Origin of the sequence: Lysobacter sp. FW306-1B-D06B, assembly GCF_038446665.1 — a bacterium.
GTDB lineage: Bacteria > Pseudomonadota > Gammaproteobacteria > Xanthomonadales > Xanthomonadaceae > Lysobacter_J.
Map to the genome: position 1 here is coordinate 1 of NZ_CP151802.1, position 15,113 is coordinate 15,113.

The 15,113-nt window shown below is 63.8% G+C and carries 10 protein-coding genes, 2 tRNA genes and 3 rRNA genes; 5 read left to right on the plus strand and 10 right to left on the minus strand.

The features are described 5' to 3' along the window. Positions 1-58 precede the first annotated feature (58 nt). The 5 genes from rrf to AAFF32_RS00025 form a co-directional block, all read right to left on the minus strand. Positions 59-173 (minus strand): 5S ribosomal RNA (gene rrf, locus AAFF32_RS00005). Between the two features lie 159 nt (positions 174-332). After that, positions 333-3,197 (minus strand): 23S ribosomal RNA (locus AAFF32_RS00010). Between the two features lie 232 nt (positions 3,198-3,429). Further along, positions 3,430-3,506: transfer RNA gene (locus AAFF32_RS00015), tRNA-Ile, on the minus strand. A gap of 21 nt (positions 3,507-3,527) precedes the next feature. Continuing rightward, positions 3,528-3,603: transfer RNA gene (locus AAFF32_RS00020), tRNA-Ala, on the minus strand. Between the two features lie 115 nt (positions 3,604-3,718). Beyond that, positions 3,719-5,263, minus strand: a 16S ribosomal RNA gene (locus tag AAFF32_RS00025). Together the 16S, 23S and 5S rRNA genes with 2 tRNA genes alongside form the textbook arrangement of a ribosomal RNA operon. Before the next feature lie 563 nt (positions 5,264-5,826). Here AAFF32_RS00025 and AAFF32_RS00030 point away from each other — a divergent pair. Further along, complete coding sequence (locus tag AAFF32_RS00030) at positions 5,827-6,273, plus strand: DUF192 domain-containing protein (protein ID WP_342316079.1); 447 nt, start codon at positions 5,827-5,829, stop codon at positions 6,271-6,273. Positions 6,274-6,288: 15 nt separating this feature from the next. Here the strand turns inward: AAFF32_RS00030 and AAFF32_RS00035 are convergent, their stop codons facing one another. After that, entirely contained in the window at positions 6,289-6,513 is a 225-nt protein-coding gene (locus AAFF32_RS00035) for a rubredoxin (protein WP_254200968.1), read from the minus strand. A 36-nt stretch (positions 6,514-6,549) separates the two neighbouring features. On the opposite strand from AAFF32_RS00035, the gene thiE reads away from it, so the two are divergent. Both thiE and hemL read left to right on the plus strand, forming a co-directional pair. Beyond that, on the plus strand, positions 6,550-7,197 hold the full coding sequence (thiE, locus tag AAFF32_RS00040; protein WP_216966104.1) for a thiamine phosphate synthase: 648 nt from the start codon (positions 6,550-6,552) through the stop codon (positions 7,195-7,197). Then, complete coding sequence (gene hemL / locus AAFF32_RS00045; protein WP_342316080.1) at positions 7,194-8,486, plus strand: glutamate-1-semialdehyde 2,1-aminomutase; 1,293 nt, start codon at positions 7,194-7,196, stop codon at positions 8,484-8,486. The genes thiE and hemL overlap by 4 nt, the downstream gene beginning before the upstream one ends. Positions 8,487-8,562: 76 nt before the next feature. On the opposite strand, the gene AAFF32_RS00050 is transcribed toward hemL, so the two are convergent. Further along, positions 8,563-9,789 carry an acetylornithine/succinyldiaminopimelate transaminase gene (locus AAFF32_RS00050; RefSeq protein ID WP_342316081.1) on the minus strand — a complete coding sequence of 409 codons (1,227 nt, stop codon included), beginning with the start codon at positions 9,787-9,789 and terminating at the stop codon, positions 8,563-8,565. A gap of 137 nt (positions 9,790-9,926) precedes the next feature. On the opposite strand from AAFF32_RS00050, the gene AAFF32_RS00055 reads away from it, so the two are divergent. Continuing rightward, a complete protein-coding gene (locus AAFF32_RS00055) occupies positions 9,927-10,802 on the plus strand; it encodes an ion transporter (RefSeq protein WP_342316082.1) in 876 nt (291 codons plus the stop codon). Between the two features lie 12 nt (positions 10,803-10,814). Here the strand turns inward: AAFF32_RS00055 and AAFF32_RS00060 are convergent, their stop codons facing one another. After that, a complete protein-coding gene (locus tag AAFF32_RS00060; protein ID WP_216966097.1) occupies positions 10,815-11,663 on the minus strand; it encodes an NAD(P)-dependent oxidoreductase in 849 nt (282 codons plus the stop codon). Between the two features lie 66 nt (positions 11,664-11,729). Beyond that, a complete protein-coding gene (locus AAFF32_RS00065; RefSeq protein WP_216966095.1) occupies positions 11,730-12,395 on the minus strand; it encodes a serine/threonine protein kinase in 666 nt (221 codons plus the stop codon). 110 nt (positions 12,396-12,505) lie between these two features. Between AAFF32_RS00065 and AAFF32_RS00070 the strand changes: the two genes are divergently transcribed. After that, positions 12,506-14,515 (plus strand): VTT domain-containing protein, encoded by a 2,010-nt coding sequence (locus AAFF32_RS00070; protein ID WP_342316084.1) that lies wholly within the window; start codon positions 12,506-12,508, stop codon positions 14,513-14,515. On the opposite strand, the gene AAFF32_RS00075 is transcribed toward AAFF32_RS00070, so the two are convergent. Next, entirely contained in the window at positions 14,504-15,094 is a 591-nt protein-coding gene (locus tag AAFF32_RS00075; RefSeq protein ID WP_216966091.1) for an LON peptidase substrate-binding domain-containing protein, read from the minus strand. The two genes, AAFF32_RS00070 and AAFF32_RS00075, sit on opposite strands and share 12 nt — an antisense overlap. Positions 15,095-15,113: the final 19 nt, after the last annotated feature.

The window sequence follows — 15,113 nt, forward strand, 5'->3', positions numbered from 1 at the left end:
TTCGCCCGCGCAAAAAGAAGAAGGCCGGTCCTGTTGGACCGGCCTTCTGGGGTAAAGCCCCTGGCGATGACCTACTCTTGCATGGCTTAAGCCACACTACCATCGGCGCATGTGCGTTTCACTTCCGAGTTCGGAAAGGGATCGGGTGGGACCACACAGCTATTGTCACCAGGGAGAGGGTGGAGGGTCGCGGATCTCGGTGGATTGAGTCGCGCACACGCTCTCGTAGGGTTGCTTCGGACGGTTGCCCGTCTTCGGCGGATAGGTTGGGATAAGTAGCGAGTGAGCCGAACGTCCGACGTATCGTCGAGTCCAAGGCCACTTGAGGTTATATGGTCAAGCCACACGGATCATTAGTACAGGTTAGCTCAATGCATTGCTGCACTTACACACCCTGCCTATCAACCACCTGGTCTTGATGGTTCCTTTAGGGGAGTCAAGCTCCCGGGAGATCTCATCTTGAGGCGCGCTTCCCGCTTAGATGCTTTCAGCGGTTATCGCTTCCGAACATAGCTACCCGGCAGTGCCACTGGCGTGACAACCGGAACACCAGAGGTTCGTCCACTCCGGTCCTCTCGTACTAGGAGCAGCCCCTCTCAAATCTCCAACGCCCACGACAGATAGGGACCGAACTGTCTCACGACGTTCTGAACCCAGCTCGCGTACCACTTTAAATGGCGAACAGCCATACCCTTGGGACCGACTACAGCCCCAGGATGTGATGAGCCGACATCGAGGTGCCAAACACCGCCGTCGATATGAACTCTTGGGCGGTATCAGCCTGTTATCCCCGGAGTACCTTTTATCCGTTGAGCGATGGCCCTTCCATACAGAACCACCGGATCACTAAGACCTACTTTCGTACCTGCTTGATCCGTCGATCTTGCAGTCAAGCACGCTTATGCCTTTGCACACAGTGCGCGATGTCCGACCGCGCTGAGCGTACCTTCGTGCTCCTCCGTTACACTTTGGGAGGAGACCGCCCCAGTCAAACTACCCACCATACACGGTCCCCGATCCGGATTACGGACCCAGGTTAGAACGTCAAGCACTTCAGGGTGGTATTTCAAGGTTGCCTCCGCCGAAGCTAGCGCCTCGGTTTCATAGGCTCCCACCTATCCTACACAGAAGAACTCAACGTTCAGTGTAAAGCTATAGTAAAGGTTCACGGGGTCTTTCCGTCTTGCCGCGGGAACGCTGCATCTTCACAGCGATTTCAATTTCACTGAGTCTCGGGTGGAGACAGCGCCGCTGTCGTTACGCCATTCGTGCAGGTCGGAACTTACCCGACAAGGAATTTCGCTACCTTAGGACCGTTATAGTTACGGCCGCCGTTTACCGGGGCTTCGATCAAGAGCTTCGCCTTGCGGCTGACCCCATCAATTAACCTTCCGGCACCGGGCAGGCGTCACACCCTATACGTCCACTTTCGTGTTTGCAGAGTGCTGTGTTTTTGATAAACAGTCGCAGCGGCCTGGTCACTGCGGCCCTTCTCAGCTATGAACCAAAAAGGGCGCACCTTCTCCCGAAGTTACGGTGCTATTTTGCCTAGTTCCTTCACCCGAGTTCTCTCAAGCGCCTGAGAATTCTCATCCTGCCCACCTGTGTCGGTTTACGGTACGGTCTGCGTAAGCTGAAGCTTAGGAGCTTTTCCTGGAAGCGTGATATCGGCAGCTCAGTCCTAATGGACTCGTCCTTAGTCTCAACGTTGCCCCCCCGGATTTGCCTAAGGGGACCGCCTCAACTCTCTCACCGGGACAACCAACGCCCGGCCTGCCTAACCTTCTCCGTCCCTCCATCGCACTTACGCGAGGTGCTGGAATATTAACCAGCTTCCCATCGACTACGCATTTCTGCCTCGCCTTAGGGGCCGACTCACCCTGCGTCGATTAACGTTGCGCAAGGAAACCTTGGGCTTTCGGCGTGCGGGCTTTTCACCCGCATTATCGTTACTCATGTCAGCATTCGCACTTCCGATACCTCCAGCGGACTTCTCAATCCACCTTCGCAGGCTTACGGAACGCTCCTCTACCGCGCACAACAAGTTGTGCACCCCAAGCTTCGGTTTCGTGCTTAGCCCCGTTAAATCTTCCGCGCAGACCGACTCGACCAGTGAGCTATTACGCTTTCTTTAAAGGGTGGCTGCTTCTAAGCCAACCTCCTGGCTGTCTGTGCCTTTCCACATCGTTTTCCACTTAGCACGAAATTTGGGACCTTAGCTGTGGGTCTGGGTTGTTTCCCTTTTCACGACGGACGTTAGCACCCGCCGTGTGTCTCCCATGCATTCTGTCCTGGTATTCGGAGTTTGCCATGGTTTGGTAAGTCGCAATGACCCCCTAGCCATAACAGTGCTCTACCCCCAGGAAGATTCACATGAGGCGCTACCTAAATAGCTTTCGAGGAGAACCAGCTATCTCCGGGTTCGATTAGCTTTTCACTCCTAATCACACCTCATCCCCTACCTTTGCAACGGGAGTGGGTTCGGGCCTCCAGTTGATGTTACTCAACCTTCACCCTGGGCATGACTAGATCACCCGGTTTCGGGTCTACTGCCCGCGACTATGCGCCCTTATCAGACTCGGTTTCCCTTCGCCTCCCCTATACGGTTAAGCTCGCCACGAACAGTAAGTCGCTGACCCATTATACAAAAGGTACGCCGTCACCCTTGCGGGCTCCGACTGCTTGTACGCACACGGTTTCAGGGTCTATTTCACTCCCCTCTCCGGGGTTCTTTTCGCCTTTCCCTCACGGTACTGGTTCACTATCGGTCGGTCAGGAGTATTTAGCCTTGGAGGATGGTCCCCCCATGTTCAGACAGGGTTTCTCGTGCCCCGCCTTACTCGATTTCATCGAATGAGCCCTTTCGCATACCGGGCTGTCACCGTCTATGGCCAACCTTTCCAGGTTGTTTTGCTAAAACTCATTCGACTTAAGGGCTAGTCCCCGTTCGCTCGTCACTACTTAGGGAATCTCGGTTGATTTCTTTTCCTCCGGGTACTTAGATATTTCAGTTCTCCGGGTTCGCTTCCAGCAGCTATGTATTCACTGCAGGATACCTATTGCTAGGTGGGTTTCCCCATTCGGACATTGCGGGATCAATGCTTGTTGCCAGCTCCCCCGCACTTTTCGCAGGCTGCCACGTCCTTCATCGCCTCTGACCGCCAAGGCATCCACCGTGTGCGCTTATTCGCTTGACCATATAACCCCAAGTCGCCTCGGAGTCATGGGTTCGGGGGTACAAAGCCCGAACTCGAATATAACGACTCAATTAATAAAGTGTCCGAAGACACTCGCCTTAGCCTCTACGACACGTCATGGACATTCGTCTCAAAACGCTCGCTACTTTCCCAGTTTTCAAAGAACGCGATCCGGCCTCAACGCCGAACCGCTTCAATTCTTGATGTGTGCGCAATCTAGTTTCGTTCGGGGTGGTGGGTCTGGGAGGACTCGAACCACCGGCCTCACCCTTATCAGGGGTGCGCTCTAACCACCTGAGCTACAGACCCAAAAGTCGTGCACGGCTGGTTTGGTGGAGCTTGTCGGGATCGAACCGACGACCCCCTGCTTGCAAAGCAGGTGCTCTCCCAGCTGAGCTAAAGCCCCATGTTCAAACAATCGAACGGGACGCTCCCGCGGATCTCCCCCTTGGGAGCTCCCGGAACTAGATGCAGGTCACTTGTGCGGACGTCCGGCCAGCAATTTGCTGTCTTTAGTCTCTAAAGGAGGTGATCCAGCCGCACCTTCCGATACGGCTACCTTGTTACGACTTCACCCCAGTCATCGGCCACACCGTGGCAAGCGCCCTCCCGAAGGTTAAGCTACCTGCTTCTGGTGCAACAAACTCCCATGGTGTGACGGGCGGTGTGTACAAGGCCCGGGAACGTATTCACCGCAGCAATGCTGATCTGCGATTACTAGCGATTCCGACTTCATGGAGTCGAGTTGCAGACTCCAATCCGGACTGAGATAGGGTTTCTGGGATTGGCTTGCCCTCGCGGGTTTGCAGCCCTCTGTCCCTACCATTGTAGTACGTGTGTAGCCCTGGCCGTAAGGGCCATGATGACTTGACGTCATCCCCACCTTCCTCCGGTTTGTCACCGGCGGTCTCCTTAGAGTTCCCACCATTACGTGCTGGCAACTAAGGACAAGGGTTGCGCTCGTTGCGGGACTTAACCCAACATCTCACGACACGAGCTGACGACAGCCATGCAGCACCTGTGTCACGGTTCCCGAAGGCACCAATCCATCTCTGGAAAGTTCCGTGCATGTCAAGGCCAGGTAAGGTTCTTCGCGTTGCATCGAATTAAACCACATACTCCACCGCTTGTGCGGGCCCCCGTCAATTCCTTTGAGTTTCAGTCTTGCGACCGTACTTCCCAGGCGGCGAACTTAACGCGTTAGCTTCGATACTGAGGGCCAAGTTGCCCCCAACATCCAGTTCGCATCGTTTAGGGCGTGGACTACCAGGGTATCTAATCCTGTTTGCTCCCCACGCTTTCGTGCCTCAGTGTCAGTGCTGGTCCAGGGTGTCGCCTTCGCCACAGATGTTCCTCCCGATATCTACGCATTTCACTGCTACACCGGGAATTCCACACCCCTCTACCGCACTCTAGTAAGCCAGTTTCCAATGCAGTTCCCAGGTTGAGCCCAGGGCTTTCACATCAGACTTAACAAACCACCTACGCACGCTTTACGCCCAGTAATTCCGAGTAACGCTTGCACCCTTCGTATTACCGCGGCTGCTGGCACGAAGTTAGCCGGTGCTTATTCTTCCGGTACCGTCATGACACCCGGTTATTAACCGAATGCTTTTCTTTCCGGACAAAAGTGCTTTACAACCCGAAGGCCTTCTTCACACACGCGGCATGGCTGGATCAGGCTTGCGCCCATTGTCCAATATTCCCCACTGCTGCCTCCCGTAGGAGTCTGGACCGTGTCTCAGTTCCAGTGTGGCTGATCATCCTCTCAGACCAGCTACGGATCGTCGCCTTGGTGGGCCTTTACCCCGCCAACTAGCTAATCCGGCATCGGCTCATCTATCTGCGTGAGGCCCGAAGGTCCCCCACTTTCTCCCGTAGGACGTATGCGGTATTAGCGTAAGTTTCCCTACGTTATCCCCCACAAATAGGCAGATTCCGATGCATTCCTCACCCGTCCGCCACTCGCCACCCACAGTATTGCTACTGCTGTGCTGCCGTTCGACTTGCATGTGTTAGGCCTGCCGCCAGCGTTCACTCTGAGCCAGGATCAAACTCTTCACTTAAAATTGCAGGATCCGAAGATCCAATATCTTGAGTGCAGAGCCCGTTCCAGGCATCAATTACTCGCTTGCATTTGCATGCTTTGAATCATTAATGCTTGTTACAGGACATCTGCTGTGGACAACCATCCACTAGCCAGACGCCCGCACAAGTCACCTGCGCACACTGTCAAAGATCTCGGGGCCGGCCTCAGCGCCTTTCCCTTTTCTCGCCCCGTCGCACCAAAGTGCCCGAGGGAGCCGACTACTATACAGTCAATTTCGATTCCGTCAACACCGTGTCGAAATCTTTTTGACCGCCCCCGCCGCCATTCAGCTCGTCCTTTCGGACCGCCCCGGGCGACCGGGCCGCGCATCTTACAGCACCTTCGAAGTTCGTCAACCGCCCTTCGAAACCACCGCTTCAACCGCGCCCCGCTTCAGTGAAGTTCACCTTGGCGGGGCGCGCATTGTGCACATGCATTCGGAGTTTGGGAAGGGGGTCGAGCGATGTCGGATCTATTGACTCGCCGAAGGCGCTGCCGGATGTTCGCGCTCACACTTCCACGCCCATTCCGGAGCCTCGCATGCCCGCCTTCCGCCTCCTGCTTGCCTGCTGCGGCCTGGCCCTTTCGGGCTGCGCGAGCAGTACCGACCATTGGGTCGAACTGAACGGCCAGCGCTACACGGTGGAAGTGGCCGATGACGACGCCGAGCGGGCACGCGGCCTGATGTTCCGGGATGAAATGGCTGCCGACCGCGGGATGCTCTTCATCCACGAGCGCCAGGAGCCGCTCGCCTACTGGATGAAGAACACGAAGATCCCGCTGGACATCCTCTACTTCGATTCGGCGCGGAAGCTGGTATCGCAGCAGCGCGATGTGCCGCCGTGCTCGCTCGGAGACGGCTGTCCGCCCTACCCCAGCAACGCGCCGGCGCGGTATGTGCTGGAACTCAACGCCGGCCAGGCGGCACGGCTGGGGCTCAAGGACGGCGTGGAGCTGACCTTCGGACCGGGGCTGGCGCAGCCCTGAGCCGCGCCTCGCCGCTCAGAGCGGCATCATCTCGAAATCGTCCTTGGTGACGCCGCAGTCCGGGCAGGTCCAGGTGTCCGGCACGTCCTCCCAGCGGGTACCGGGGGCGATGCCCTCTTCCGGCAGCCCCAGGGCCTCGTCGTAGATGAAGCCGCAGACGACGCACATCCAGGTGCGGAAAGTGGTGGTCGCGGCGGTCTCGGACATGGGCGGATAATGCGGGAATTGCGGAACGCTCATTGTCCCACCGCGTCCGCGCACACGGAAGCTTCCCGAATGAATTCGCCCCGGCCGCCGCGCGGCCTCTATGCCATCACGCCGGACGACGGCGACACACTCCGCCTGCTGGCCCGGGTTGAGACGGTCCTCCAGGCCGGCGCCACGTGGCTGCAATACCGCAACAAGGCCGCCGACGACGCCCTTCGCGAAGACCAGGCGCGCCGCCTGCTCGCGCTGTGCCGCCGCTTCGAGGTGCCGCTCATCGTCAACGACGACTGGCGCCTGGCCGCCGCAATCGGGGCAGACGGGGCCCATCTGGGCGAAGACGACGGCGAGCTGGCAAGCGCCCGCGCGACCCTTCCGGAAGGCGCGATTCTCGGCGCCTCGTGCTACGACGACCTTTCGCTGGCCCGACGCGCCGCGGACGCAGGCGCCAGCTACATCGCGTTCGGCGCCTTCTTCCCTTCGCCGACCAAACCCAACGCGCGACGGGCGACGCTGGACCTGCTGCGCGATGCCGCGCCGCTGGGCCTTCCCAGAGTGGCGATCGGCGGCATCACCCCGGACAATGCGCGCCCGCTGGTTGATGCAGGCGCCGACCTTCTGGCCGTGATTTCCGGTGTCTTCGACGCCGCCGATCCGGCCGCCGCCGCGCGCGCCTACCGCGGCTGTTTCGATTCCCCCCTTTCCACGGACACGCCATGAACCACGAACGCTCGCACGCCCTGTTTTCCCGCGCCCGGGAGCTCATTCCCGGCGGCGTAAATTCGCCCGTACGCGCATTCAAGTCGGTCGGCGGCGAACCGTTCTTCGCGCAGAGCGCGGAAGGCGCGTACATCGTCGACGTGGACGGCAATCGCTACGTCGACTACGTCGGCTCATGGGGCCCGATGATCGCCGGCCATGCGCATCCGGACGTGCTCGCCGCCGTGGCCGAAACCATGCGCAACGGCCTCAGTTTCGGTGTGCCCAATGCGCTGGAAGTGACGATGGCCGAACGCATCACGAAGATCGTGCCGAGCTGCGAAATGGTTCGCATGGTGAACTCGGGCACCGAGGCCACGTTGTCAGCGATCCGCGTCGCACGCGGCGCCACCGGCCGCAGCCGGATCGTGAAGTTCGAAGGTTGCTACCACGGCCACGGTGACAGCTTCCTGGTAAAGGCCGGCAGCGGCGTGATGACGCTGGGCCTGCCGAATTCGCCGGGCGTTCCGTCGGCGCTGGCCGACCTCACGCTCACCATTGCGTACAACGATTTCGACGCCGCGACCAAGCTCTTCGACGAAGTCGGTGGCGACATCGCCGGCCTGATCATCGAACCGATCGTCGGCAACGCCAATTGCATCCTGCCGCGCGACGGCTATCTGCAGCATCTGCGCGAACTGTGCTCGAAGCACGGCGCGCTGCTGATCTTCGACGAGGTGATGACCGGCTTCCGCGTCGCACTGGGCGGCGCGCAGGAGCGTTACGGCATCACGCCGGACCTGTCGACGTTCGGCAAGATCATCGGCGGCGGCATGCCGGTGGGCGCTTACGGTGGACGTCGCGATCTCATGGAACAGGTCGCGCCGAGCGGCCCGATCTACCAGGCCGGCACGCTCAGCGGCAATCCGGTGGCGATGGCCGCGGGCCTGGCGACGCTGGAGCTGATCCAGGTGCCGGGTTTCCACACCGAACTGGAGCGACGCACCAACGTGCTGTGTGACGGCCTGGAAGCCGCCGCGCGCGACGCCGGCATCTCCTTCACCACCACGCGCGCGCCGGGCATGTTCGGCCTGTATTTCCGCGAGGGTCCGGTGGAGACGTTCGAGGACGCAAAAGCCTCCGACACCGCGCGCTTCAACCGTTTCTTCCACGCGATGCTGGGCCGTGGCGTGTATCTGGCACCGTCGGCGTTCGAGGCCGGTTTCGTTTCCAGCGCCCACGGCGAGGCGGAAATTGCGCACACCGTGAACGCGGCGCGCGAATCGTTCAAGGAACTCGCGGGCGCGTAATCCGTTTACTTCCGCCAAAAAAGAAACGCGGACGAGGCCGGGCCCGTCCGCGTTTTTTGCGGTCATCGCGCGAGATTTAGCGCTTCGCGAACGCGCGCAGCGCGGCTTGCAGGCGCGCCAGGCCGTCGGCCACGTCTTCGTCGCTGATGTTCAACGCCGGAACGAAGCGCAGCACATCCGGTCCAGCCTGCAGCAGCAACAGGCCATGATCGACGCAGATGTCGAGGATCTCGCCCGCCTTGCCCGCATGCGCCTCGCGCAGCTGCGCGCCGAGCATCAGGCCGTTTCCACGGACCTCGGAGAACAGGCCCAGCTCCGCGTCGATCGCGGCGAGCGCATCGCGGATCGCGAGCGACTGACGCTCGACATTGGCAAGCAGTTGCGGCGATGAAATCTCGCGCAGCGCCGCTCGCGCGACCGCCGCCGCCAGCGGATTGCCGCCGAACGTCGTGCCGTGCGCACCGAACTGCATGGTTTCGGCGGCCTTCTCGCCCACCAGCATCGCGCCGATCGGGAACCCGCTGCCCAGCGCCTTCGCCAGCGTCACCACGTCGGGTGTCACACCGTAGGCGTGCGCGGCGAACAGGTGGCCCATGCGGCCCATGCCGCACTGGATCTCGTCGAACAACAGCAGAGCGCCATGGCGGTCGCACAGCGCGCGCAGGCCGAGCAGGAACTCCGACGTCGCCGGCGTCACGCCGCCCTCGCCCTGTACCGGCTCGACGAGCACGGCGCAGACATCGCCGGACGCCATCGCGGCTTCGGCGGCGGCGAGGTCGTTGAAATCGCTGTAGACGAAGCCCGGCGGCAGCGGCTCGAAACCTTCGTGGTACTTCGGCTGCGCGCCCGCGGTCACGGCGGCCAGCGTGCGGCCGTGGAAGCTGCCGCGGAAGGTGAGGATGCCGCGCTGTGCGGGCGCGCGGCCCTTCGATGTGGCCCACTTGCGCGCCAGCTTGATCGCCGCTTCGTTGGCCTCCGCGCCGGAATTGCAGAAAAACACGCGCTGGGCGAAGCGCGAAGCGGTGACCAGCTCCTCGGCCAGGCGCAGCGGCGGTTCGCTGACGAAGACGTTGCTGGTGTGCCAGAGCTTGCCGGCCTGTTCGGTCAGCGCGGCGATCAGCGCCGGATGCGCGTGGCCGAGCGCGTTCACCGCGATGCCGGCGCCGAAATCGACGTACTCGCGACCGTCACGGTCCCACACGCGCGCGCCCAGACCGTGGTCCAGGACGATCCGGCGCGGCCGGTAGACCGGCAGGTAATAGCGTTCGGACAGCGAGAAAAGGTCGGTGGAGGAAGCGCTCATCGGGTCGGATCGGAAAGGCGTGGGGGCGACATTGTCGCCGATCGCGGCGAGCGCGGGGCCCCTGGCCGGAACGGGCAATATGAAGATTGCCACGGCGTCCACGCCCGGCTTCGCACAATCGCCCGCTGGAGGCCGCCATGCCGACGCAGCTGATCGATCCGGACCTGAAACCCGCACGCGACACCGGCTGGCGGCGGCGCTGGTACGACATCGTCTTCCGCCACGACACGCAGCGCTCGCGCAACTTCGACCTGATGCTGATCGTGGCGATCGTCGCCAGCGTGATCGTGATCATGCTGGACAGCGTGGCGCGCATCCACGCCCGCCACGCGAACCTGCTCTACCTGCTGGAGTGGGGATTCACGATCCTGTTCACCGTGGAATACGCGCTGCGCCTTGCGGTGGTGCGCAAACCATGGCGCTACGCGCTTAGCCTGTGGGGCCTGGTCGACCTGCTCTCGATCCTGCCTACCTACCTCTCGCTCGTCCTGCCCGGCAGCCAGAGCCTGCTCGCGCTGCGCATCCTGCGCATGCTGCGGCTGTTCCGCATCCTCAAGCTCACCCATTACGTGGAAGAAGGTGGCGTGCTGATGGGCGCGCTGTGGCGCAGCCGGCGCAAGATCTTCGTGTTCGTGTGCGCGGTCATCACCATCACGGTGATCTTCGGCGCGCTGATGTACGTGGTCGAGGGCCCGGAACACGGATTCGCCAGCATTCCCACCAGCATGTACTGGGCGGTGGTGACGATGGCGACGGTGGGCTTCGGCGACATCGCGCCGCAGACCACGCTGGGGCGCTTCATCACCTCGCTGCTGATCCTGATCGGCTACAGCATCATCGCCGTGCCGACCGGCATCTACACCGCCGAGCTCGCCACCAGCCTGCGCGAAGCCAGTCAGGACACCCTTCATCTGGACCGCCGCGCTTGCAAGGGCTGCGGACTGGAAGGCCACGATCCGGCCGCCCACTTCTGCCGGCACTGCGGCCGGTCGCTTCCGTCGGCGACCGGTTGAGGACAACCGGGCTCAGCGCGGCTTGCGCGCCAGTTGCGACTCGGTGAGGAACAGGTCCGGAAGCAGGCGCTCGGCGGTGGGATCGACGGCGTACTGGTTGAAGTCGGTGACGCCGGCGGCGAACAGCACGTCGTCGTCGATCAGGAAGTGGCCGAAGTAATCCCGCGCCGGACGCGACAGCACGATCTGCGCCGCGTCTGCGACGATGTCCGGCGTGCGGCACAGCTCGGTGCGCACGCCGGGGATCATGTTGATCGCATCGGTGGCGATCACGGTGCGCGGCCACAGCGCGTTGACGGCCACGCCCTGCGGTCCGAACTCCGCCGCCAGCCCCAGCGTGACGAAGCTCATGCCCATCTTCGCCAGCGTGTAGGCGGTGTGCGGCGCCCACCATTTCGGATCCAGGTTGAGCGGCGGGGCGAGCGAGAGAATGTGCGGCGACGGCGCCTTGAGCAGATGCGGCAGGCACGCCTGCGAGCACAGGAACGTGCCGCGCGCGTTGACGTCCTGCATCAGGTCATAGCGCTTCATCGGCGTGTCGAGCGTGCCCCGGAGCCAGATCGCGCTCGCGTTGTTCACGAGGATGTCGATGCCGCCGAACGCGTCGACCGTCGCGGCGACCGCCGCCTGCACCTCTTCTTCCTCGCGTATGTCGCACTTCAGCGCGAGGGCCTTGCCGCCGGCGGCCTGGACTTCCTCCGCGACGGTGTGGATCGTGCCGGGCAGCTTGGGGTTGGGCACCGCCGACTTGGCGACGATGGCGACATTGGCGCCGTCGCGTGCGGCTCGCAACGCGATGGCGCGGCCGATCCCGCGCGAGGCGCCGGTGATGAAAAGCGTCTTTCCGGACAGGGTGCGCATGGCGCGTTCTCCTTATTGGTTCCCGGGGGTCGCGCCGCGGGGGCACGCTCCGTCGAGTCGTGCCCATCAGGGCTTGGGCCCCTGGCCCTCGTTGTCTTCCCATTTCAGCAGGCGCCGCGTTACGAACCGGTAGACCGGCTTTCCCGTGGCGAACCACGCCTCGCGCAGCCACGAATGGCGCTTGAGCACGCGTCGTTCCACCGGCGTCAGCGCCTGCGGGCAATAGGTGCGTTTGTGCTTGAGCAGATGGCGCAGATCCTCGCGCGCCAGCAGCCGCATCCAGCGCGAGCGCGGATCGCCGCGCGTGGCGAGCTGGAAGTCGATGAGGCCCGGGCGTCCGTCGGCCAGGACCAGCCAGTTGGCCTCCTTCGCCAGGTCGTTATGCGCCAGCCCGCGGCGGTGCAGTTGTTGCAGCAGGCGCCGGGCCTGGCGGAAATAGGCCAGATCGTCGCGCGGCGGGCGCTGGTACATCGCGGCACCGTCGAGGTAGCTGCGATCCAGGCATCGTCCGTCCCAGCGCAGCAACTGCGGCATGTCCGGCAAACCCTCCGCCCGTTCCAGCGCGCGCGCTTCACGACGCGCCAACCACCACGCGGGCACGCGCAACCACATCGGCACGTGGCCCAGATCGCGACGCACGAACAGGCCGCGTCCGTCCTGCATCAGGGCAATGCGGCCGAAGCTGTCGGCCTTCAGTGCCTGGACTTCGATGGTGTCGGTGCGATCGGGCATCACGCCAGTGTACGTGCGCGCCACGCGGATGGCCGCGTCGCGGGCGTGCCGATGGTCACGGGCCGCTCCAGCCATCGCGCCGTCATGGACGCGCTGCCTATAATCGGCTGATGGAACCGGCCTGGATCGAAAGCGCGACCGCATGGATCGCGGAAAACCCCGTCGCCGCCGGCGCCGCCATCTTCCTTATCGCCTTCTGCGATGCCGTGGTGCTCCTGGGCATCGTGGTGCCGGCGCTGCCGCTGCTGTTCGCGGTGGGTGCATTGGTGGGGCTGGGACACATAAGCGGCCCTTACGCATTGGTGTGTGCCTCACTCGGCGCCTTCCTCGGCGACGGCTTGAGCTACTGGGTCGGCCAGCGCTGGGGCGTGCAGCTGCGAAGTCGCTGGCCGTTCTCGCGCTACCCGCAATGGCTGGACCGCGGCGAGTCGATGTTCCGCCGGCACGGGACGAAGAGCATCTTCATCGCCCGCTTCGTCGGCGCCGTGCGTCCGTTCGTGCCCGCGATCGCGGGCATGCTGCACATGCCCCTGCGTCGCTATGCGTTGCCGAGCCTGCTGGCCTGCATCGCCTGGGCGCTGCTGTTCCTCGCGCCGGGCTGGGTGCTGGGGCGTTCGTACGACGCGGTCGCCGCCGTGGCCGACCGACTCGCACTGGTGCTGGGTGCGCTGGCGGTCGCGGTCGCGCTGGTGTGGGCCGTGGTGCTCTACACCTGGCGCTGGTTCGCCGACCACGCCGACACCCTGCTCGCCCGCGCACTTCGCTGGACCCGCCAGCACCCGCGCCTGGGGCCGTACGCGGCGGCGCTGATCGACCCGAACCGGCCAGAATCGCCGTCGTTGCTGATGCTGGCCGTGTGCCTGCTGGCGATCAGCTGGGCGTGGTTCACGCTGCTGGCGACGTTGCTCGCCAGCGGCGGACCGCTCGCGCTGGACCACACCATCCACGAGTTCATGTGGAGCCTGCGCAATCCGCTGGCGGACCGGCTCATGGCCGCGCTGGCGTGCATCGGCGATGCCTCGGTGCTGGGTCCCGCGGCGCTGGTGGCGCTGGCGTATCTGGCGTGGCGCAAGCGTTGGATGGCCGCGGCGCATTTCGCCGCCGCGATCGTGTTCGGACTGGCGCTGACCTCCCTGCTCGAAGCGGCCATCGACATGCCGCGTCCGCCGACGGCGCCGGCGGGGTTCGGCTTCCCGTCGGTGGCGGTGACGATGTGCACCATCGTGTTCGGCTTCTTCGCCGTGCTCATCGCACGCGAGTTGCCGGGCCGTACACGCGTGTGGCCGTACCTGCTGGCGGGCGTGGTGACCACGCTGGTCGGCTTCGCGCGCCTGTACCTGGGCGCGCACTGGCCCAGCGACCTGGTCGGCGGGACGCTCTTCGGCGTGCTGTGGCTGCTCGCACTGGGCATCGCGTACCGGCGCCACGTCCAGCGTTCGTTCTGGATGCGACCGCTGGCGTGGCTGTTCTACGGCACCTTCGCGATCGCCGCGCTCTGGCACGCACCGCGCACAGCGGACACGCTGCTGGCGCGCTTCGCCGCGGCGACGCCGACCTCGGTGATGAGCCATGAAGCGTGGTGGCGCGACGGCTGGAGCGAGCTTCCCGCCCAGCGCAACGAACGCGACCAGCGCCGCCGCTGGCCGCTCGACCTTCAGGTCGCCGGCCCGCTGGAGCCGCTGCAGCAACGGCTGGAAGCGCACGGCTGGCATGTGCAGCCGCAGGCGGACTGGGTCGCGACGCTGGGGCTGCTCGATGACGACGCCTCGCCGCACGATCAGGCCGTGCTGCCGGCCACGCTCGATGCGCAGGCCGAATCGCTGCTGATGCTGCACGACGGCGCCAGCGAGGACGAGCAGTTCGTCCTGCGCCTGTGGCACGCGCCGGTGCTGCTGGACGACGGCACGCCGTTGTGGCTCGGCACCAGCCAGACGCTGCGCCTGAACAAGCCGCTGGCCGCCGCTTCGCTGTGGTTGCCGGCCATCGACGACGGCCGCGCGCACGCGCTGGTGCGCGAGGCGCTGAAGGACCTGGACACCGTCGAAGCCCCGCATCCGCACGGCGACACGCCCGTGCTGCGCGTGCGCACCACGAACGCCGGCGGAACGTCAGGGAAGTAGGGCCAGCAGCCGATCCAGTCGCGCGTGCGGATCCTCGGTCTGCAGCAGCACCTGCCGCTGCGCGTTCTCCAGCGGCAGCAGTTCCGCCAGCCGCCAGCCGACCCAGGCCGCATCGTCGAAGTGCGCCTTCGGCGCGCCGGCGTGCTCGCCGCCGATCTGCTCCACGATCTGCTCCAGCAGCTTGCCGAGCAGACCGTGCTCCGGGCGCAGCGGATCGTCCGGATCGGGATCGCACCAGCTCACCTGCGCCACCTGGAGGCCGTTGTCGCGCACGCGCACGCTCTGCGCGTGGAACCGCCGCTTGCCGCGCACCTGCAGGGTGAGCAGCCCGTCGTCGCCACGGCCGAAATCCTCGATCACCGCCTCGGTGCCGTACGCCGCCGCGCTGGCCGGCGCACCGGCTTCCTCGCCGTCGATGATCAGGCACACGCCGAAGCCCTTGCCGTTGCGGCTGCAATCGCGGATCAGGTCGAGGTAGCGCGGTTCGAACACGCGCAAACCCAGCGCCGCGCCGGGCACCAGCACGGTATGCAGCGGGAACAGCCCCAGGGTTTGCGGTGCGGTGTCGTCTGCAGGCATCGACGGCAGTTTAGGGCCG